The sequence below is a fragment of the Antribacter gilvus genome (assembly GCF_003946865.1).
Taxonomy (GTDB): Bacteria; Actinomycetota; Actinomycetes; order Actinomycetales; family Cellulomonadaceae; genus Antribacter; species Antribacter gilvus.
The window spans coordinates 106,886-125,815 of the sequence record NZ_QXTH01000014.1 but is presented as its reverse complement, the minus strand read 5'-3'; the positions used below and the strand labels follow the sequence as shown (position 1 = coordinate 125,815).

Genomic DNA, 18,930 nt, shown 5'->3' with positions numbered 1-18,930 from the left:
ACAGCGCCGATGGTACTGCCCTGGAGACGGGGTGGGAGAGTAGGACGCCGCCGGACACCCTTCACACGAAGACCCGCACCCACCAGGGTGCGGGTTTTCGTGCATTCCGGAGACATTTCCTTTCCAGGGCATCTCCGTAGTTGGGCCCGAGGCGCCGTGGCGCTCGGTATCCTGGGTGGGTGCGAAACGATATGGCCTCCACCGGCGCGGGCCTGCCCGAGTCCCCTTCTCTGTCAGAGGGTTCACGTTGGCGACGGCGGCAATTCGTCTCGCTCCTCGAGTTCGCGGGCTCCTCGCTCCGTCCGGACGGCGCCGCCTGCTGGCTCGACGACGACGGTCTCCCGGACCCCACGCATCCCGTCGAGACGTGGGTCACCGCGCGCATGGCGCACACCTTCGCGCTGGGTGCCCTCCTGGGCGTCCCGCGCGCGCAGGAACGTGCGGCTCTCGCCGTCCGTGGGCTGACCGACGTCCTCGCCGACGAGGAGCACGGTGGCTGGGTAGCGGGCAGAGGTCCTGAGGTGGGGGCCGTCGTCGGGCACAAGGCGGCGTATGCCCACGCCTTCGTGGTGCTGGCTGGTTCCACGGGGACCGTGGCCGGCATCGAGGGTGCGCCGGCCCTGCTGGCGGACGCGCTCCGGGTCTTGGACGAGAAGTTCTGGGAGCCCGACCAGAGGCTGCACCTGGACGAGCGGTCGCGGGACTGGTCGGTCGTGGAGCCGTACCGCGGCGTGAACGCGAACATGCACGGCGTGGAGGCGCTGCTCGCTGCCCACGGGGCAACCGGTGAGGGCGAGTGGCTGACCCGGGCGCAGGCGATCGGCGACCGGGTGATCGGCTGGGCAGAGGCCAACGCCTGGCGCATCCCGGAGCACTTCAACGCGTCCTGGGAGCCGCAGCTCGAGTACAACGCGGACCGGCCGCACGACCAGTTCAAGCCGTACGGCGCGACCCCCGGTCACGGCCTGGAGTGGTCCCGGCTGCTCGTCCAGCTCGATGTCGAGAGCGGGACCGACGGGGCGCGCACCGCGGCCGCGGCCTCGCTGTTCGACCGGGCCGTCGTGGACGGCTGGGACCCTGCGGGCGGTGGCTTCGTCTACACCACCGACTGGTCCGGCCGCCCCGTGGAGCCTCGACGGTTCCACTGGGTCGCGGCCGAGGCCGTCGCGACGGCCGACGTGCTGCACCGCGTCACGGGCGAGGACCGCTATGCCGACCTGGCGGCAGAGTGGTGGGAGTGGATCGGCGCGAACCTGCTCGACGTGGAGCGCGGTTCCTGGTTCCACGAGCTCGACACGGAGAACCGGCCGTCGGGCCGGACCTGGGTCGGCAAGCCTGACGTCTATCACGCCGCGCAGGCAGTGATCCTGCCGGAGCTGCCGCTCACCGGCAGCTTTGCGCTGTCAGCCCAGGAGGCTGGGCCGATCCTCACGGCCTGATCCTCACGGCCTGAGCAGCCGCCGCGCGAAGGCGCTCTCGGGCGAGGCCAGCACCTGGGCGGCCGGCCCGTCCTCGACGATCCGGCCGCGGTCGAGGACGACGACCCGGTCGGCGACCCGCACGTCGGCGGGGTCGTGCGTTACCAAGAGGGTGGTGCGCGGCTGCGCCTGGTGCATCGCCCGGATCAGCGACCGCACCTGCGCGGCGTTGTCCACGTCGAGCGCGGCGGACGGCTCGTCCATGAGGAGGACGTCGGGCGACGTCGCGAGGGCACGGGCGATCGCGACCCGCTGCGCCTGGCCGCCGGAGAGCTCGCGGGGTCGGCGGGCTGCGAGGGAGCTGCCGGACACCGCGGCGAGGTGCGCGGCCGCCACCTCCCGGGTCCGGGCGGCGCGCCCCGGCGACCAGCGGATCCTCGACGCGGGACCGAAGGCCACGTTGTCCAGCGCCGGCACGTGATCGAGCAGCGCCGCCCGCTGCGCCAGCCAGCCCACGTGGCGAGCCCGCGGTGGCACGTGCACGCCGTCGGCCGTGCCGGTGAGGACGCGGCCGCCGAGGGCGACCCGGACGTCGTCGGCCGGGCCTGGTTCGAGGAGGCCGGCGACCGCCCGCAGGAGCGTGGACTTCCCCGCGCCGTTGGGGCCCAGCACGACCACGAGCTCCCCGGCGGCGACCTCGAGCTCGAGGTCCACCCCGCGTGCGGGCACGCTGAGCCGCACGGACAGCGGCAGGGCCGCGGTCGCGCGCGCCCCCATCCCGGCCGCCGCCCCCGCCCCCGCCGAGAGAGGCCCGGGTCCGCCGGAAGAGGGGTCAGGACCGCGAGACAGGTCCTCCCCACGCCTGTCTCGCGGACCCACACCTATCCCGGCGCTCGGGGGACCGGCGGCCCCGGCCGACGTCCCGGCCGACGTCCCGGCCGACGCTCCGGCCTCCACCCGCCCGAACGGCCACGCCGCCGGCGCCGACCCGTATGCCACCACCACGATGACCAGCGCCACCACCACCATCACCAGCGAGAGCGCGACCGCGGCGTCGGGGTCGGCGGACCGGGCGAGGTAGACCTCGAGCGGCAGGGTCTGCGTGACGCCCTGCAGTGCCCCGGCAAAGGTCAGGGTGGCCCCGAACTCGCCCAGCGCGCGGGCGAACGACAGCACGGTGCCCGACGCCAGCGCCGGCCGCAGCCGCGGCAACGTCACCCGGAGCAGCACACGCGAAGGCCGGGCGCCGAGCGTCGCCGCGACGTCCTCGTGCTCGGTGTCGAGCGTCCGCAGTGCCCCCTCCAGCGTCAGCACCAGGAACGGCAGCGCCACGAACGCCTGGGCGAGCACCACGGCCGCCGTCGTGAAGGGGATCTGGAAGGGCAGGACCGCGCCGAGGAGGCCGCGGCGTCCGAGGAGCGTGAGCAGGGCGAGACCACCGACCACGGGCGGCAGCACCAACGGCAGGAGCACCAGCGCCCGAGCGACCCGGCGGCCGCGGAACCGGGCTCGGGCGAGGACGAGAGCCATCGGCGTGCCGAGCACCACACAGCACGCCGTCGCCGCCGCGGAGGTGCGCAGCGAGAGCCACAGGGCGTCCCGCGCGGCGGGAGCAGTGACCAGCCCCCAGAACGACCCGGCGTCCACGCCCACGACGAGGGCGAGCACCGGCAGGACGACCAGCAGCGCGCCGACCGCTGCCGGCACGAGCACCCAGCGCGGCAGCCCGCTCACGGCAGCCCGAACCCGGCCCCGGCGAGGGCCGCGCGGCCCTCCTCGCCGGTCAGCAGCTCGACCCAGGCCCGCGCGGCGTCCGGCTGCGCCGACCCCGTCAGGACGGCGACCGGGTACCGGTTGACCACGGACTGGGCCTCCGGGGTGTCGATCGCCAGGACCCGGTCCGGCTCGGACGCGGCGTCGGTCTCGTACACGAGCCCGGCGTCCGCCTCGCCGAGGGCGACCTTGGCGAGCACGTCCGTCACGCTCGCCTCCTCGCTCACCCGGTGCAGCGTGACCAAGGCGCCGTCGGCCAGGGCGTCCGCCGCGCGCCCGCACGGCACACGCGGGGCGCAGACCACGACATCGACGTCGTCCCTGCCCAGGTCGGCGAGGCCGGTGACGCCGGCTGGGTTGTCGCGTGGCACCACGACGGTCAGCCGGTTGGTGGCGAACGTGGTCGCGGGCTCCACGAAGCCGCCGTCGGACAGCCGGGCCATCGTGGTCTCGTCCGCGGTGGCGACCACGTCCGCGGGCGCGCCCGCCTCGACCTGGTCCGCGAGGTCGGCCGAGCCGCCGAAGGACAGCACCAGGTCCGTCCCGGGGTGCGCCGCCTCGAAGGCGGGCTCCAGGTCGCCGAGCGGCCCGCGCAGCGACGCGGCCGCGAGCACGGTCAGGCGGTCGTCGTCCGCCGCGCTGCCCGACGTCGTCCCGCAGCCACCCAGCACCGCCGCGGCACCCAGGAGGGTCGCCACGAGGAGGTTCCGGCGTCGTGCATCCACAGCGCGAGGCTACGCGACGGGGCGACCCGCGCCCGCCCGGGCCCGGGGCCCGTCCCGGCGCGCGAGAATGGGCGCATGAGGATCTCTGCACGCGCTGACTACGCGGTCCGGGCGGCCGCCGAGCTGGCCTCCGCCGACCACGACGGGCCGGTCCGTGCCGAGACCCTGGCCAAGGCCCAGGACATCCCGCACCGCTTCCTGGAGGGGATCCTCGCCGACCTGCGCCGGGACGGGCTCGTCACGAGCCAGCGCGGCGCCGGCGGCGGGTACACGCTGTCGCGCCCTGCGGACCGGATCACCCTCGCCGACGTGGTGCGGGCCGTGGACGGGCCGCTGGTGTTCGTCCGCGGGACGCGGCCGTCGGACCTGGAGTTCCGCGGGGCGGCGGCACCGCTGCTGCACGTCTGGGTGGCCCTGCGGGCGAGCGTGCGCGCCGTGCTCGAGGACGTCACGCTGGCCGACCTCGCGTCGGGCACGCTGCCGGAGAGCGTCCGCCTCCTCACGGTGGACGACGCCGCGTGGGAGAACGCCTGACCTGTCCGCATGTCGGGCGCAATGCTCAGCATGTGGAATCCCTCTATACCCGATCGATTTGGTGGGTTACTTTTCCACCATGCGCACCCTCGTCCTCCTGGCCCTGGTAGGCCTCGGCGCCCAGCTCGTCGACGGCAGCCTCGGCATGGCCTACGGCGTCACGTCCACCACCCTGCTGCTGGCGGTCGGGGCCAACCCGGCCACGGCGTCGGCGACCGTGCACCTCGCGGAGATCGGCACCACCCTCGCGTCAGGAGCCGCGCACTGGCGGTTCGGCAACGTCGACTGGAAGGTCGTCGCCCGGATCGGCATCCCGGGCGCGATCGGTGCCTTCGCGGGCGCCACGTTCCTGTCGTCGCTCTCCACCGAGGTCGCCAAGCCGGTGATGGCGTTCCTCCTCCTGGGCCTGGGCCTCTACGTGCTGCTCCGCTTCACCGTCCAGGGCCTGCCCGTCCGGCGCGAGGCGCCGCTGCGCCGCCGGTTCCTCACCCCGCTCGGCCTCGTCGCCGGCTTCCTGGACGCCACCGGCGGTGGTGGCTGGGGCCCGGTCGGGACGCCCGCGATCCTCGCGAGCGGCCGGATGGAGCCTCGCAAGGTGATCGGCTCCATCGACACCAGCGAGTTCTTCGTGGCCGTGGCCGCGAGCGTCGGCTTCCTCGTGGGCCTCGGCAGCCAGGGAGTGAACGCCGGCTGGGCCCTCGCGCTGCTGGTCGGCGGTCTCATCGCTGCCCCGATCGCGGCCTGGCTCGTGCGCATCGTGCCGCCGCGCGTGCTCGGCTCGCTCGTTGGCGGCCTGATCGTCCTGACCAACTCCCGGACGCTGCTCGGCTGGGCAGGGGCGGGCGAGCCCGTGCAGTGGGCCGTCTACGGGCTGGTGTGGGTGGCGTGGGCCGCGGCGGTCGCCTGGTCGTTCCGGGCGCACCTCGCGCTGCGGTCGATCCCGGGGGACAAGCCGGCGGGCAAGCCGGCTGAGGAGCCCACCCGCTGACCACCCCTCCACCGCCCTTGCCGCGGATACCTTGGGCGCATGAGTGTTCCGAGCGCCGCCGTCGTCACCGTGTCCGACCGCTGCTCCCGCGGCGAGGCCGAGGACCGGTCGGGCCCGCTCCTGGTCCAGCTCCTCGCGGAGGCGGGCCTCCACGACGTGGTCACCCTGGTGGTGCCCGACGGCGCGGGGTCCGTCCGCGACGCCCTCACCACCGTGCTGGGTCAGGGCGCCCGGCTGGTCCTCACGACCGGCGGCACCGGGCTCGCGCCGCGCGACCTGACACCTGAGGGGACTCGCGAGGTGCTGGAGCTGGAGGTCCCCGGGCTCGCGGAGGCGATCCGCCGGTACGGGGCGGACCACGGGGTCCCCACCGCGGTGCTCTCCCGCGGTCTCGCCGGGGTCGCCAGCGGCTCCGGCGGCCGGGCGCTCGTGGTCAACCTGCCCGGCTCCACCGGCGGGGTGCGCGACGGCGCCGCGGTGCTGCTCCCGCTCTGGCCGCACCTGAGGTCCCAGCTCGACGGCGGGGACCACTGACGGCGGGGACCACTGACGGCCGAGACCACCGACGCCAGCGACCTGCTCAGCCGCCCGCGAACGGTGGGAGCACGTCGACCAGGGCGCCGTCGGGCACGACCGTGTCGTCCGTGGCGCGGCTGCCCGCCACCAGGAGCGCGCACCTCGACAGCACCGGCGCGAGGCCCGGGCGGCTCGCGGCGAGGGCCCTGCGGAGGGCCGCGACCGGCGTCGGGCCGCCGACCTCCAGCTGCTCGGAGGCGACGCCCGCGGCCTCCCGGGCACCGGCGAAGTAGCGGACCGTCAGCATCACGACTCCCCGGCTCCGAAGCCGTACCGGTGCCAGTCCCCGGACTTGCCGCCCGACTTCGCCACCAGCCGCACGTTCGCGAGCTCGACGGCCTTGTCGAGGCCCTTGACCATGTCGATCACCGCGAGGCCCGCCACCGCGACGGCGGTGAGGGCCTCCATCTCCACGCCGGTGCGGTCGGCGGTGCGCACGGTCGCGGTGATCTCGACGCCGTCGTCGACCACCTCGAGGTCGACCACCGCACCGTGCACGCCGATCACGTGCGCGAGCGGTAGCAGCTCCGGGGTGCGCTTCGCGGCGGCGATGCCCGCGATGCGCGCGACGGCCAGGACGTCGCCCTTCGGCACGTCGTCGTCGCGCAGGGCGGCCACCACGTGCGGTGGGCAGATGACCCGTCCTGCCGCCGTGGCGGAGCGGACGGTGGGCTGCTTCGCCGTGACGTCGACCATGCGGGCCTGGCCTCGCTCGTCGAGGTGCGTGAGATCCACGCGCCCAGGATCCCATGCGCCTCCCACACTGCGAGTCGAGGGCTCCGGCAACAGGCTGGGAGCGAGCGGTCGAGACCAGGCTGCCGGAGCCACCGGCGAGAGGACGACCCATGAGCAGCGACACCCGGACCACCACCGACCACGACGAGATCCGCCGCTGGGTGGAGGAGCACGACGGCCGGCCCGTCAGCGTGCGCGGCACAGAGGGCGCCGCCGAGGCAGGTGTTCTGCGCATCGACTTTCCGGGCGGGTCCGGGGACGACCGGTTCGAGGAGGTCTCCTGGGACGACTGGTTCGCGAAGTTCGACGAGGAGAAGCTGGCCTTCCTCTACCAGGCGCAGAAGGCCGACGGCGGTGACAGCACCTTCTTCAAGCTGGTCTCCCGGTGAGGGCCGTAGTCACCGGCGGGGCGGGGTTCGTCGGCAGCAGGCTGTGCGAGGTGCTCCTGGACGGCGGCGCCGAGGTGGTGTGCCTCGACAACCTCCTGACCGGGTCGCTCGGCAACCTGGCACACCTGCGCGGCCGGCCGGAGCTGCGGTTCGAGCTCTGCGACGTCACGGAGGACCTCGACGGCGGCCAGGTCCGTGCCGCCCTGCGCGGCGGGGTCGACCTGGTGCTGCACCTGGCGTCGCCCGCCTCTCCCGTCGACTACCTGGAGCACCCGCTCGAGACGCTCGACGCCGGGTCCCGGGGGACACGGAACGCCCTCAGGCTGGCCGACGAGCACGGAGCGCGGTTCGTCCTGGCGTCCACCTCCGAGATCTACGGCGATCCACAGGTCCATCCACAGCGCGAGTCGTACTGGGGGAACGTGAGCACGGTGGGGCCGCGGAGCGTCTACGACGAGGCCAAGCGGTTCGGCGAGGCGCTGACCGCCGGCTACCGGCGCGCCCACGGGACCGACACGGGGATCGTGCGGATCTTCAACACCTACGGGCCGCACATGCGCGCCCACGACGGGCGCGTGGTGCCCACGTTCGTGCGGCAGGCGCTCGCGGGGGAGCAGCTGACCGTCGCGGGGGACGGCTCCCAGACCCGTTCGCTCTGCTATGTCGACGACCTGGTCGAGGGCCTGCTCGCCTTCGCCCGCAGCGGTCACCCCGGTCCGATGAACCTCGGCAACCCGCACGAGCTGACCGTCCGGCAGATCGCGGAGGACGTGATCACGGCGACGAGGTCGTCGTCGTCCCTGGTGCAGGTGGAGCGGCCGGAGGACGACCCCTGCCTCCGCTGCCCCGACATCAGCCTCGCGCGCGCTGAGTTGGGCTGGGAGCCGAGGGTGGCCTGGGAGACGGGGCTCGCCCGGACCGTGGCGTGGTTCCGGGAGCTGGACCGCTCCGCGGCGTGAACCCGCGGCGCGGCACCTCACCGCGCAGCCGCCCGGCCGACCACGGCGTCGCACGCCGCCACCACCTCGTCCACCGTCACGTCGGCGAGGGCGGGGTCGAGCGTCGTGCCGTTGGGGTCGCGCAGGGGGTCGCCCGGTTCGCCGTGCCAGATGACGGCGTGCCGCGGCAGGTCGATCACCGGGCCCCACGTCGAGGGCGGCGTCGGCCCGAACAGGGTGACCGACGGCGTCCCGTAGGCCGTGGCGACGTGGGCCACGCCCGTGTCGGCGCTGACGAGCAGCCGGGCCGTCCCGACCACGTCGGCGAGGGTGGGCAGGTCGAGCCGCCCGGAAGCGTCGCTCACCACCCCGCGCGCCGAGGCCGGGGGGTGCCCGGACGGCTCCAGCCACGGTCCGACGACGGTCTGCCGCACCCGGGTGCACAGCTCCCGTTCCGCGGCGGAGCCGGTCAGCACCACGTGGTGCCCCTGGCCGGCGAGGTGGGCGACCACCTGGGCCCAGCGCTCCGGTGGCCAGCGCCGGGCCGGGGCAGCGGCGCCCGGGTGCACCACGACGTGGTCGTCACGCCCCCCGGCAGGGTCCGCCGGGCCGAGGCGCAGATCTCCGGGCCCGCACCGTCCGCCCCTGCTCGCGACCAGGCGGCACCAGCGCAGCACCTCGTGCTCGCTCTCGTCCCAGTCGGGGCCCTCGTTGCCCACCTCCGCGTTGGCGAAGGCCACGAACGCGGAGGGCCGGGTCCCCAGCAGGACCCGGTGGCTCTCCGGTCCGCTCCCGTGGAGATTCACGGCGATGCTGCCGGGCGCGTCCTGCGAGCCGCCCGGACCGGCCCACGGCCACGGGAGCGGCTCCAGTCCCCGGGCGGGCACGACGGCGTCCACGATGCCGAGGTCCGTCAGCCAGTCACCGATCGCCTGCGGCGCCGCGAGCACCACCCGGTGCCCCGGCCACGCTCGCCGGATCCCGCGCAGCGCCGCGACGCCGGTCAGGGCGTCGCCCAGACCGAGGGCGCGGAGCACCAGGACGGTCACGGCCAGGACGCCTCCCCGGAGGCCATCACGAGCATCTCCCGGATCTCGCTCCCGGCAGGTTGCGTCAGAGCGGCGACGACGGCGCCCGCGGTCGCGGCAGGGTCGTTGAGGTCGGCGTCGGGCCCGGGCTTGTACTGGTCGGCGCGGCCGTCGAAGAACGGCGTGCGCATGCCGCCCGGGATGAGGCACGTGACGCCGACGCGGCCCGCGTACTCCGCGGCGAGCGCCTGGCTGAACCCGCGGATCGCCCACTTCGACGCGCAGTAGGCCGTGGCGTCCCCGGCGCCGCGCAGGGCGAGGGTGGACGCGACGGTGACCACGGTGCCGCGACGCTCCTCCAGGTGCGGCAGGGCGGCCCGGATCACCGCGACCGTGCCGAGCAGGTTCACGCGGATCACCTTCTCCCAGCGCTCCGGCTCGATGTCGAGCAGCGGGCCGCACGCGTCGATGCCGGCCGCGGTGACCACGGCGTCGGGCGGCCCCACCTGGTCCACCAGGGACCGGACGGCGGCCTCGGCGGCCCCCGGGTCGGCGAGGTCGACGCCGGCGAACGGCACGTCGGCCCGCGGCTCGGCCAGGTCGAGCACGGCTGGGGTCCCGCCCGCGGCGCGGACGGCGTCGACCAGCGCCGCGCCGAGGCCGGACGAGCCGCCTGTGACGAAGACGGTGCCGACGGGCCGGGGGACGGGCATGGTCGCCGGGGCGGGTGCGGTGGTCGGTGCTGACGTCATGCTGAGGTCCTCTCGGTAGGCGGGTCGAAGTGCGGGCGCCGGAAGCTGCCGGTGACGGGGCCCTGTCGCGGCTCCGTGTGGGAGGGTGCGCGGACCTGGCCCACGAGCTCCGCCCCGCTCGCGGGGTGGGCGCTGTCCCGCGCCCGGTCCACGAGCTGCGTCGTGGACCGGCCGGGAAGGTAGGGAAGCACCACGATGCGCCCCCCGTTCTCGCGCACCACGGCGGACTCGGGCAGGTCGGCGACGGTGTAGTCGCCGCCCTTGGCCCAGACGTCGGGCCGCAGCTCCGCCAGCGCGCGCGAAGGGTCTTCCTCGTCGAACACGACCGCCGCCTCGACGCAGTCGAGGGCCTCGAGGACCCGGACGCGGTCGGACGCCGGGACCAGCGGGCGGCCCGGCCCCTTGAGCTGCCGCACCGAGCGGTCGGAGTTCACGAGCACCACGAGGTGGTCGCCGAGCCGGCGGGCCGCCTCCAGGGTGGCCACGTGCCCCGCGTGCAGCAGGTCGAAGCAGCCGCCGGTCGCGACCAGGACGCCGCCCGACGCCCGCAGCCGCGCCCCCAGCTCCGCGAGCGAGGGCCGCCCGCCGGGCCGCCCGCTCCGCGGACCGCCTGGCGTCCCCCCGGGGGCGCTCGCCTCGGAGGGCGACGACCGGCGCTCCTCCAGCCCTCGCCGGAAGCCCTCGGCGCCGCCCGAGGCCACCCAGGCGCTCGCGGCGACGACCGCCTCGTGCACCGCTGCGCCGGGGGCGTCGCCGCGGGCCAGGCGGTCGGTCACGGTCACGGCGAAGCGGTCCCCCGCACCGCAGGGGTCGCCTCCGGGGCCCGCGGCGGCGGGCACGTGCTCCCCGGCACCGCGCCCGACGGCGAGGAACGCCCCGCGCTCACCCGCCGTGATCGCCACGGCGTGCGCCGACCACGCGCGCACGAGCAGGGCGGCCAGCGCCCCGGCACCGGCGGCATCGGCGTCGGCCCCGTCGGGGAGGGTGACGGCGGCCTGCTGCGCCTCCGCGAGGTTCGGGGTGACGATCGCCGCCCCGGGGACCGGGGTGCCGCCGCGGGGGTGCGGGTCCCAGACGAGCGGCACCCGGAAGGCCGCCTCCGTGAGGAGGTCGCGCAGGACCGGGTCGCGCGTCACGCCGCCGCCGTAGTCGGCCACGAGCACCGCGTCGCAGTCGTGCAGGGCGGCGCGCACCCCGGCCGCCGCCCGGCCCGACCGCAGGCCCGTGGGGGTGCCGGGGCCGCCGTCGTCCACCCGGACCAGGCTCTGGCCGGCGCTGCGGATGCGGGTCTTGCGGCGCGTGGCACCCTCGTGGCCCAGCGCCACGACGGTGACGCCCTTGAGCTGGCGCTGCAGCTCCTGGCCGTCGGCGTCGTCGGCCACGGGTGCGACGAGCGTGACGTCGGCGCGCTGCGCGGCAAGGATTGCGGCGAGCCCCGCGCCGCCGGGGCTCTGCCGCACCACGTCCACGTCGACCACCGGTACCGGTGCGTCCGGGCTGAGCCGCGTGACCGTTCCGTCGACGTCCCGGTCGAGCAGCAGGTCGCCCACCACGGTGAGCCGCGGCCGCCCGGTCATGTCCGGGCCCCCGTCCGGGACCCGGCCCGGGTCGCCGCCCGGACCCCGGCCACGCGGCCGGCGTCGTGCTGCTCCACGCGGGCGTCGATCGCCGCGCACAGCGTGTGCACCGCGACGAGGTGCACCTCCTGGACCGTCGACGTGGACTCCGCCGGGACGGTGAGCGCGTCGTCGCAGAGCGCGGCGAGAGGGTTCGGCGCGGGGCCGGTGAGGGCCCAGGTCGTCAGGCCGAGCTCGCGCCCGCGCCGGGCCGCGACGAGCACGTTGGCGCTCGACCCGGACGTCGAGAGGCAGAGCAGGACGTCGCCCGGGCGGCCGTGGGCCGCGACCTGGCGGGCGAACATCTCGTCCTGCCCGTAGTCGTTGACGATCGCCGTGAGGCTGGACGTCTCGGCGTGCAGCGAGATCGCGGCGAGCGGGACGCGCTCGCCCTCGAACCGGCCCACGAGCTCGGCGGTGAGGTGCTGCGCCTCGGCGGCGCTGCCGCCGTTGCCCGCCACGAGCAGGCGATGGCCGGCCAGCATGCGGTCGGCCAGGTCGCTGCCCCAGGTCTCGAGGCGGCCCACGTCCGCCGACAGGCTGTCGAGGCCGACGGCGAGGTCGGCGCGGTGCCGGCGCAGCCACCGACGGGCGCCGGGGCGACCGGGCTGCAGCGCCGTGGGGAGGTCGGGCTGGGAGCTCATCGGGCACCTCCCGCGATGCCGAGGTAGTCAGGTTGTCCGACGAGGTGACTACCTCGGCTTCCGGCCCGTGCCGAGGTAGTCAGCTTGTCGGACGGACGCACTATCTCGGCGGGGGTGCGGAGGAGCGCCGCGTACGCCTCGTAGGTGCGGCGCGCCACGGTGCCCCAGCCGTACAGCCGCTCGGCCCGGACGCGGGCGGCGGCGCCGAGCTCCCGGCGCAGCCGCGGGTCGGTCAGACGCCGGAGCGCGTCCGCGACGGCACCGGGGTCGTGCGGAGGCACGAGGATGCCGGTGCGCTCGTGCACCACCGAGTCGAGCATCCCGCCCACCGCGGAGGCGACGACCGGTCGCCCGCACGCGGCCGCCTCCAGCGGGACGATCCCGAAGGGCTCGTACCAGGGCGTGCAGGCCACCACGTCGACGCTGCGGAGGAGGGCCGGGACGGCGTCGTGCGCCACGGAGCCGAGGAACGTCACGCGGTCGCCCACGCCCCGTCGCGCCACGAGCTGCTGCAGGCGGCGCACCTCGGGGTCGGAGTCCAGCCGGGCGGCGGGCGGGCCGCCGGCGACGAGAAGCTCCACGGCCTGGCCCTCGCCGCGCTCGGCGAGCAGCGCGAGCGCCTCGACCAGGGTGTCCACGCCCTTGCGCTCCACGAGCCGGCCCAGGGACAGCAGGCGCAGCGGCCCGCCGTGGCCGTCCTGGCGGGCCCGGTCGGCGCCCGGCGTGAAGACGCCCAGGTCCACGCCGCACGGGACCACGCGGACGCGGGTGGCGGCGGCACCGAGGGCACGCAGCTCCCGGACCTCGTCCTCGCAGGTGGCGACCACCAGGTCCACCTCGCGGCACAGGGCCGCCTCGAGCGCGACGCGCTCGGGCGGGCTGGTGTCCGCCGTGCCCTGGTGCCGCCGCTTGACGACGCCGAGCGCGTGGAAGGTCTGGACCACCGGCACCGGAGGTGTCCCGCCCGACACCCAGCGGGACGCCCGCAGGGCCGCGAGACCGGACATCCAGAAGTGGGCGTGCACCAGGTCGGGTCGCTGGGCAGGGTCGCCGAACCGCTCGGCGAGGTCGTTGCCGAGGTCGCGCATCCAGGGGAGAAGCTCGTCCTTCGGCAGCGGTTCGGCGGGCCCGGCGTCGATGTGGACCACGTCGACCCCGTCGGTGAGGGTCACCCGTTCAGGGAGCGTGGGGTCGTCCCGCCGGGTGTAGACGTCCACGCGGTGCCCGTCGGCGGCGAGGTGCCGCGCCAGCTCGGCGACGTGGACGTTCTGCCCTCCGGCGTCGGCGCCCCCGAGGGCGGCCAGCGGGCTGGCGTGCTCTGAGACCATGGCGATCTTCATGAGGTCACCTCCTGTGTCAGCAACGAGGTCCAGCGGTCCAGGAACCGGTCCAGGGGGTAGTTCGCGAGGACGTGCTCGCGCGCGGCCTTGCCGTAGGAGGCCGCCTCGGCGGGGTCGGCGAGCCAGCGCCGCGCCACGGCGACCAGCTGGTCGGGGTCGGCGCTGAGGACGCCCGCCTCGGGCGGTACGGCTGCGTACGCCTCGGTGACGGGCAGCGCGAGGACGGGCAGGCCCAGGGCCATGGCCTCGAGCAGCGACAGGCCCAGGCTGGTCCAGCGGAACGGGTGGAGGTAGGCGCGGGCTCCCGCGAGCCGGTCGTGCAACCGGTCCTGCGGCACGTCGTGCAGCCGCTCGGCCGACCGGGCCGCCACCGGCCCCATCGAGGCGAGGTGCTCGGCCAGCCGGGACGTGCCCATCCCGTAGACCTCGACCGGGATCTCGCGTGCCACCCGGAGCAGCACGTCCGTGCCGGCCACGCGCCACCGCCGCACCGGCTCGTTGACGACGACGGCAAGACGGTCGCGCTCGCCGGTGTACCGGGGGCCGGGGTCGGGGATGCCGTGCTCGATGACCGTCGTGCGCGCGCAGCCCGTGTCCCACATGAGGGCGTTGAACCAGGTCACGTGGACGATCGGGACGTGACGCCCGGTGCAGGCGTCCTCGTCGGCCACGGGGTGCCGCGTCCCGGCCGCGTGCCCGGTCGGCGCGTTGTGCTCCAGGTAGACGGCGGGGACGTCCACCCCGGCGCGCCGCCCGGTCCACTGCTCGAGCAGCTGCGCCTCGTGCGGACGCTGGAGCACCACGACGTCGACCCCGCCGGCGTCGAACGCCCGCCGGAGCGCGCTCGGCCCCAGCTCGTGCACGGAGGCGGGCCAGTCCCAGGTGCGGGCCCGGCCGCGGCCGTCGGCCGGCCGGCCCGGCAGCACGGGCACGAGGTACTCGTGCTCGCCCTGGACGAAGGCGGTGGTCCACGAGCCGTGGACGTGCCACAGGAGGATCCTCATGCGTGTGCTCCTTCGATCCCGATCCTCGCCGCCCCCGTGGGTGCCCGGTGGGGCGGGCCCGCGAGACGCACGACGGCGTCGGACACCTCGTCCGGCGTGACCGACGCGAGGCACGGGTGGCCCGCCACCGGGCACGTCCGGGCGCGGGTGCCGCGGCACGCGGCCGACTGGTCTCCGAGCAGCAGGTACGGCACCCCGTAGGGAGCCCACCGGGACGCCGGGACGACGGGGGCGAACAGGCTCACCACCGGCGTGCCGACGGCGGCAGCCAGGTGCGCGGGGCCCGTGTTCCCGACCACCACGCAGGCCGCGGCCTCCAGGACCGCGGCGAGCTCGGCCAGGCTGGTGCGCCCGCCGAGGTCGACGGCGTGGTCGCCCGCGACGAACGCCGTGAGCTCCCGCTCCGCCGCCGAGCCGGTGACCACGACCTGCCACCCGTCGTGGGCGAGGCGCTCGGCGAGGGCCCGCGCGTCGCGCGGCGAGGGTGCCCGGGCGGGCACGGAAGCCCCGGGGTGCACGACGACAGAGCGCGCCCCGGGCACCGGGACGGACGGCAGTGGGACGGACGGCAACCGGACGGCCGGCAGCTGGACGGCCGGCAGCGGGCGGCGCACGGCGAGCCGGCCGTCGTCGTCGGGCGGCAGCTGTGCCCCGGCGGCCCGGGCGAGCTGGAGGGCGGCCTCCGCCTCGTGGAGGCCCGGCGGGCGCTGGTGGCGGACGTCGAGCAACGAGCCGGGGTAGTCCTCGCTGGTCGCGACGACCCGGCGCACGCCACCCAGCCGGGCGAGGAGCGCCATCGGCAGGGGCGACTGGTGGTACGACGTGAAGATCACCGCCAGGTCGTAGCGGCGGGCCACGAGGGCCGCGACGAGGTCGACCACGGCCTCCCGGTCCACCCGGGGCGGCTCGAAGCCGGACCACGGGGCGTCGAACCGCAGCACCTCGTCCACTCCCGGGAGCAGCGCCGCGGCCTGCAGCCCCGAGCCCGAGACCAGGAGGTCCACCTGGCCGTAGGTGGACGCGAGCGCCCGCACGGCGGGGCCGGCGAGGAGCACGTCGCCGTCGCTGTCGAGCCGCACGGCGAGAGCGCGGGTGCGGGTGCGGCGGGCCGTCACAGCAGGGTCACCGCCTCGTCCAGGGTGGTCGCCACCGCGGGGGCGGCGGACACCTCCTCGTGGCGGGTCACCTCGGTGGGCACGAGGACGCACCGTGCGCCGGAGGCGATGGCGGCACCCATGTCAGCGCCGATGTCGCCCACCACCGCGCACTCCGCGGGAAGGACCCCCAGCTCGGCCGCGGCCTGGAGCACGAGGCCAGGCTCCGGCTTGCGGCAGGGGCAGCGGTCCTCGGGGACGTGGGGGCAGCGCTGCCAGGTGTCGAACGGGCCGAGGAGGCGGCGGACGCGCTCGTCGACGGCGTCGACCTGCGCCGCGGTGACGATGCCGCGGCCGATCGCCGACTGGTTCGACACGACGCCCACGAGCACGCCGTCGGCCCGGAGGGCGTCCAGCACCCGCCGGGCGCCGGGAACCGGGACGACCGCGTCGGGGTCGCCGTTGTAGGGCACGTCGTGGACCAGGGTGCCGTCGCGGTCGAAGAGCACCGCCCGCAGGGGTGGCGGCCAGGCCGGGGCGCCCCGGCCGCCCAGGATCCGTCGCCAGCGCCAGGTGCCGGCGGCGCGGTGGGCCACGGCCGCGAACGGGATGAGGGGGCTGGTCACGGCCATGCGGCGGAGCTCGGCGCCGAAGCCGTCGTCGCCCGGGCGAGGGCCGGGGGCGAGGCGGCGGGCGAGGAAGTCGGCGGTGAGGGCGGCCCAGGCCGCGCCGCCGAGGGCCGCGAGGCGGGCTCCTGTCACGTTCGAGAACGTCATCAGGTGACGTGAGACGCCGGATGGCGGGACAGATGGCGTTCTCGAACCGGACAGCGCGGCCATGGCCAGCCCGGTGACCGCGGTCGCCGCCGCCGCGACCGTCGCCGCGTGCCACGGCAGCCGGCCCCGGCCCGTCTCGGCGAGGTCGCGCCAGCGGGGGCCGTGGAGCGCGCGCAGGAGCGCGTCGTCCTGGTTCCCGGCCTGGGACCGCAGGCTCGCGAGGTCGTTGGCCGGGCGGACGGGGTGCTGCACGAACCGGCTGCCCCGGCCGAGGCGCCACCCGGCGCGGCGCACGCGGAGCGCGACGTCGGCGTCCTCTCTATAGGCGCGCGGGAACCGCTCGTCGAAGCCGTGCACCGCCTCGAGGGTCGTCCGCCGGTACGCGAGGTCGGCGGTGGCCCAGGCGGCGTCCTGCAGGCCCGCGGTGCCGCGCTCGAGGTCGGTCGGCGGCCGGTGACCGGGCAGGGGGACCACGATCCGGCCCTGCACACCGCCGACGTCGGCCGCCGCGCCCACCAGATCGTGCGCCAGGGCGAGCGCCCAGCCGGGCGGGACCACGACGTCGTCGTCCAGGAAGGCGACCCAGGCCGACCGGACGCTGCGCCAGCCCGCGTTCCGGGCGGCGGCCGGGCCGCGCCCGCCCGTCCGGACCACCCGGACGCCGTCCAGCGGGCCGAGGTCCAGCTCCTGCCGGGGGCCCGAGGCGGGGACGGGCCGGTCGTCGACCACGACGACCTCGTCCGGCCGGGGTCCCTCGGCCCACGAGTCGCGGAGGGAGGCGAGGAGCGCCGGCAGCTGGGGGCGGCCGACGGTCGGCACGACGACGGAGTACGACGGCGTCATCCGGCACCTCCCGCCGCGAAGAGGTCTCCCCGGCGGACGAGGTGGGGACCCAGGACGAGGAGGTCGACGGGCGCCGAACCGAAGAGCTCGAGGGCGTCTCGCGGGTCGTCCACCATGGGGCGGCCCGCGGTGTTCAGGCTCGTGTTGATGACGACGGGGAGGCCCGTGCGCGCCTTGAAGGCGCTGATCATGGCGTGCAGGCGCGGCTGCGACCCGTCCACGGTCTGGATGCGGGCCGTGCCGTCGACGTGCACGGTGGCGGCGATCCGCTCGCGCCACTCCGGCGCGACCTGGTGCACGAACAGCATGTACGGGCTGGGGACCGGACCGCCCGCGAAGATCTCCGCCGCGTCCTCCAGGAGCACCATCGGCGCGATGGGCCGGAACTGCTCGCGGCCCTTCACGATGTTGAGCCGCTCGGTGTTCTCGCGCGGGCCGGGGTGCGCCAGCAGGGAGCGCTGCCCCAGGGCGCGCGGCCCGAACTCGGACCGGCCGTCGAACCAGGCCACCACGCCGTCGCCCGCCAGGACGTCGGCCACCTGCTCGGGCAGGTCCGGGGGCGTCGTGAACGGTACGCGCGCCGTCCGGAGCCACGCGGCGAGCTGCTCGTCGGTCCAGGAGCGGCCCAGCGCCGCGGAGCCCATCGGCTCGATCGGCACCCCGGCCTCGGCGGTGAGCTGCAGGGCCGCGCCGAGCGCCGTGCCGGCGTCGCCCGCGGCGGGCTGCACCCACACGTGCTCGAATGGGGAGCCGCGCCACACCCGCGAGTTGGCGACGCAGTTCAGGGCGGTGCCGCCCGCGAGCGCCAGCGCGTCGTCGCCGGTGCGGCTGTGCAGCCAGGTGGCCAGCTCGACGAGGATCTCCTCCAGCCGGGCCTGGACGGAGGCGGCGAGGTCCGCCTGGTCGGCGGGCAGCGTACCGTCCGTGTCGTTGTGGCTTCCGCCTGGCCCTGGTTCGCCCGGACCCTGCGGGGGGCGCGTGCCGGGGTCGCCCAGCATCCCGGGCTCGGCGGCCGCGGCCCACCGGGACCAGTCGGGCGCCTCCGCGAAGAAGCCACCTTCCGGGGTGGTGCGGAAGAGCTCGCGCAGCTCGGGCAGGAACCGGGCCCGGCCGTAGGAGGCCAGCGCCATGACCTTGTACTCGTCGCTCGACCGCAGGAACCCGAGGTGCTCCGTGAGCGACTCGTAGACCAGTCCCAGCGAGTGGGGCAGCTCCTGGCTCGCGAGGACCTCCAGCCGGCCGTGGTCGTACCTGCCCGCCAGGTGCGAGGAGCGCTCGCCGCGCCCGTCCAGCGACAGGACGCTGCAGACCTCGTACGGCGACGCGAGGGCCGCCGACGCCGCGTGGGCCACCTCGTGCGGCACGAACCGCACCGTCGCCGGGCTCAGCCCCGGGAGGGCGGTGGCGAGGAACTGGGGTGCCCGCTCCGCGTACCGCAGACGCAGCCAGTCCCACGGGTCCGGCAGGCCCATCTCGTCGGACGGCTTGGCCAGGGCCGGGTCGAACGAGTACGCGACGGCGTCGAGGTCGCCGGGCTCGAGCCCGCCCACGTCGAGGCACCAGCGCATGGCCTGCTCGGGGAGCTCCCAGGCGGCGAAGGGCACCGGCCGCTTGCCGTGCTTGCGGCGGGAGAACCGTTCCTCCTCCGCTGCCGCGATGATGCGCCCGTCGACGACCAGGGCGGCCGACGGGTCGTGGAACAGGGCGTTGACCCCGAGAACTCGCATCGTGACCCTCCGCGTGGGCGGCGTCACCGG

Annotated in this window: 19 protein-coding genes; 6 read left to right on the top strand and 13 right to left on the bottom strand. The window is 76.0% G+C overall.

Annotation, left to right across the window (positions count from 1 at the left end; genetic code table 11):
• Positions 1-179: 179 nt before the first annotated feature.
• A complete protein-coding gene (locus D1350_RS20690; RefSeq protein ID WP_240644250.1) occupies positions 180-1,439 on the top strand; it encodes an AGE family epimerase/isomerase in 1,260 nt (419 codons plus the stop codon).
• A 3-nt stretch (positions 1,440-1,442) separates the two neighbouring features.
• Here the strand turns inward: D1350_RS20690 and D1350_RS24850 are convergent, their stop codons facing one another.
• Together D1350_RS24850 and modA are read right to left on the bottom strand one after the other, a co-directional pair.
• Positions 1,443-3,152 carry an ABC transporter permease gene (locus D1350_RS24850; RefSeq protein WP_125777935.1) on the bottom strand — a complete coding sequence of 570 codons (1,710 nt, stop codon included), beginning with the start codon at positions 3,150-3,152 and terminating at the stop codon, positions 1,443-1,445.
• Positions 3,149-3,916 (bottom strand): molybdate ABC transporter substrate-binding protein, encoded by a 768-nt coding sequence (gene modA, locus D1350_RS20680; protein WP_125777934.1) that lies wholly within the window; start codon positions 3,914-3,916, stop codon positions 3,149-3,151. The genes D1350_RS24850 and modA overlap by 4 nt, the downstream gene beginning before the upstream one ends.
• A gap of 75 nt (positions 3,917-3,991) precedes the next feature.
• Here modA and D1350_RS20675 point away from each other — a divergent pair, with 75 nt between their 5' ends.
• The 3 genes from D1350_RS20675 to D1350_RS20665 all read left to right on the top strand — a co-directional run bounded on the left by D1350_RS20675 (position 3,992) and on the right by D1350_RS20665 (position 5,972).
• Positions 3,992-4,450 (top strand): RrF2 family transcriptional regulator, encoded by a 459-nt coding sequence (locus D1350_RS20675; protein WP_125777933.1) that lies wholly within the window; start codon positions 3,992-3,994, stop codon positions 4,448-4,450.
• Positions 4,451-4,529: 79 nt separating this feature from the next.
• Positions 4,530-5,438 (top strand): sulfite exporter TauE/SafE family protein, encoded by a 909-nt coding sequence (locus D1350_RS20670; RefSeq protein ID WP_125777932.1) that lies wholly within the window; start codon positions 4,530-4,532, stop codon positions 5,436-5,438.
• A 39-nt stretch (positions 5,439-5,477) separates the two neighbouring features.
• A complete protein-coding gene (locus tag D1350_RS20665; RefSeq protein WP_125777931.1) occupies positions 5,478-5,972 on the top strand; it encodes a MogA/MoaB family molybdenum cofactor biosynthesis protein in 495 nt (164 codons plus the stop codon).
• 46 nt (positions 5,973-6,018) lie between these two features.
• Here the strand turns inward: D1350_RS20665 and D1350_RS20660 are convergent, their stop codons facing one another.
• Both D1350_RS20660 and moaC read right to left on the bottom strand, forming a co-directional pair.
• Complete coding sequence (locus D1350_RS20660; RefSeq protein ID WP_125777930.1) at positions 6,019-6,261, bottom strand: MoaD/ThiS family protein; 243 nt, start codon at positions 6,259-6,261, stop codon at positions 6,019-6,021.
• Positions 6,261-6,749: a cyclic pyranopterin monophosphate synthase MoaC gene (moaC, locus tag D1350_RS20655; RefSeq protein WP_125777929.1), complete on the bottom strand. Its 489-nt coding sequence runs from the start codon at positions 6,747-6,749 to the stop codon at positions 6,261-6,263. Before moaC ends, D1350_RS20660 begins: the two co-directional genes overlap by 1 nt.
• 110 nt (positions 6,750-6,859) lie before the next feature.
• On the opposite strand from moaC, the gene D1350_RS20650 reads away from it, so the two are divergent.
• Together D1350_RS20650 and D1350_RS20645 are read left to right on the top strand one after the other, a co-directional pair.
• Positions 6,860-7,138, top strand: coding sequence for a hypothetical protein (locus tag D1350_RS20650; protein WP_125777928.1), 279 nt, complete (start codon positions 6,860-6,862; stop codon positions 7,136-7,138).
• Entirely contained in the window at positions 7,135-8,097 is a 963-nt protein-coding gene (locus tag D1350_RS20645; RefSeq protein WP_125777927.1) for an NAD-dependent epimerase/dehydratase family protein, read from the top strand. Before D1350_RS20650 ends, D1350_RS20645 begins: the two co-directional genes overlap by 4 nt.
• Positions 8,098-8,114: 17 nt before the next feature.
• Here the strand turns inward: D1350_RS20645 and D1350_RS20640 are convergent, their stop codons facing one another.
• The 9 genes from D1350_RS20640 to D1350_RS20600 are packed head-to-tail and all read right to left on the bottom strand — an operon-like array spanning position 8,115 to position 18,900.
• Positions 8,115-9,125 carry a glycosyltransferase family 9 protein gene (locus tag D1350_RS20640; RefSeq protein ID WP_206074621.1) on the bottom strand — a complete coding sequence of 337 codons (1,011 nt, stop codon included), beginning with the start codon at positions 9,123-9,125 and terminating at the stop codon, positions 8,115-8,117.
• Positions 9,122-9,856 (bottom strand): SDR family oxidoreductase, encoded by a 735-nt coding sequence (locus tag D1350_RS20635; RefSeq protein WP_206074620.1) that lies wholly within the window; start codon positions 9,854-9,856, stop codon positions 9,122-9,124. The genes D1350_RS20640 and D1350_RS20635 overlap by 4 nt, the downstream gene beginning before the upstream one ends.
• Entirely contained in the window at positions 9,853-11,433 is a 1,581-nt protein-coding gene (locus tag D1350_RS20630; protein WP_125777926.1) for a PfkB family carbohydrate kinase, read from the bottom strand. The genes D1350_RS20635 and D1350_RS20630 overlap by 4 nt, the downstream gene beginning before the upstream one ends.
• Positions 11,430-12,116: a D-sedoheptulose-7-phosphate isomerase gene (locus D1350_RS20625; protein ID WP_125777925.1), complete on the bottom strand. Its 687-nt coding sequence runs from the start codon at positions 12,114-12,116 to the stop codon at positions 11,430-11,432. The genes D1350_RS20630 and D1350_RS20625 overlap by 4 nt, the downstream gene beginning before the upstream one ends.
• A complete protein-coding gene (locus D1350_RS20620) occupies positions 12,113-13,456 on the bottom strand; it encodes a glycosyltransferase (RefSeq protein ID WP_125777924.1) in 1,344 nt (447 codons plus the stop codon). Before D1350_RS20620 ends, D1350_RS20625 begins: the two co-directional genes overlap by 4 nt.
• Positions 13,453-14,460: a glycosyltransferase family 4 protein gene (locus tag D1350_RS20615; protein ID WP_125777923.1), complete on the bottom strand. Its 1,008-nt coding sequence runs from the start codon at positions 14,458-14,460 to the stop codon at positions 13,453-13,455. Before D1350_RS20615 ends, D1350_RS20620 begins: the two co-directional genes overlap by 4 nt.
• Positions 14,457-15,575 carry a glycosyltransferase family 9 protein gene (locus D1350_RS20610; protein WP_125777922.1) on the bottom strand — a complete coding sequence of 373 codons (1,119 nt, stop codon included), beginning with the start codon at positions 15,573-15,575 and terminating at the stop codon, positions 14,457-14,459. The genes D1350_RS20615 and D1350_RS20610 overlap by 4 nt, the downstream gene beginning before the upstream one ends.
• Positions 15,572-17,173 (bottom strand): HAD-IIIA family hydrolase, encoded by a 1,602-nt coding sequence (locus D1350_RS24845; protein ID WP_125777921.1) that lies wholly within the window; start codon positions 17,171-17,173, stop codon positions 15,572-15,574. Before D1350_RS24845 ends, D1350_RS20610 begins: the two co-directional genes overlap by 4 nt.
• Positions 17,170-18,900, bottom strand: a complete 1,731-nt coding sequence (locus D1350_RS20600) for a carbamoyltransferase family protein (RefSeq protein ID WP_125777920.1) — start codon at positions 18,898-18,900, stop codon at positions 17,170-17,172. The genes D1350_RS24845 and D1350_RS20600 overlap by 4 nt, the downstream gene beginning before the upstream one ends.
• Between the last annotated feature and the right edge of the window lie 30 nt (positions 18,901-18,930).

Coding starts and splice junctions, on each gene's coding strand:
- D1350_RS20675 (WP_125777933.1), top strand. CDS start 3,992: ATGAGGATCTCTGCACGCGCTGACTACGCGGTCCGGGCGGCCGCCGAG.
- D1350_RS20670 (WP_125777932.1), top strand. CDS start 4,530: ATGCGCACCCTCGTCCTCCTGGCCCTGGTAGGCCTCGGCGCCCAGCTC.
- D1350_RS20665 (WP_125777931.1), top strand. CDS start 5,478: ATGAGTGTTCCGAGCGCCGCCGTCGTCACCGTGTCCGACCGCTGCTCC.
- D1350_RS20660 (WP_125777930.1), bottom strand. CDS start 6,261: ATGCTGACGGTCCGCTACTTCGCCGGTGCCCGGGAGGCCGCGGGCGTC.
- D1350_RS20650 (WP_125777928.1), top strand. CDS start 6,860: ATGAGCAGCGACACCCGGACCACCACCGACCACGACGAGATCCGCCGC.
- D1350_RS20635 (WP_206074620.1), bottom strand. CDS start 9,856: ATGACGTCAGCACCGACCACCGCACCCGCCCCGGCGACCATGCCCGTC.
- D1350_RS20630 (WP_125777926.1), bottom strand. CDS start 11,433: ATGACCGGGCGGCCGCGGCTCACCGTGGTGGGCGACCTGCTGCTCGAC.
- D1350_RS20625 (WP_125777925.1), bottom strand. CDS start 12,116: ATGAGCTCCCAGCCCGACCTCCCCACGGCGCTGCAGCCCGGTCGCCCC.
- D1350_RS20620 (WP_125777924.1), bottom strand. CDS start 13,456: ATGAAGATCGCCATGGTCTCAGAGCACGCCAGCCCGCTGGCCGCCCTC.
- D1350_RS20615 (WP_125777923.1), bottom strand. CDS start 14,460: ATGAGGATCCTCCTGTGGCACGTCCACGGCTCGTGGACCACCGCCTTC.
- D1350_RS24845 (WP_125777921.1), bottom strand. CDS start 17,173: ATGACGCCGTCGTACTCCGTCGTCGTGCCGACCGTCGGCCGCCCCCAG.
- D1350_RS20600 (WP_125777920.1), bottom strand. CDS start 18,900: ATGCGAGTTCTCGGGGTCAACGCCCTGTTCCACGACCCGTCGGCCGCC.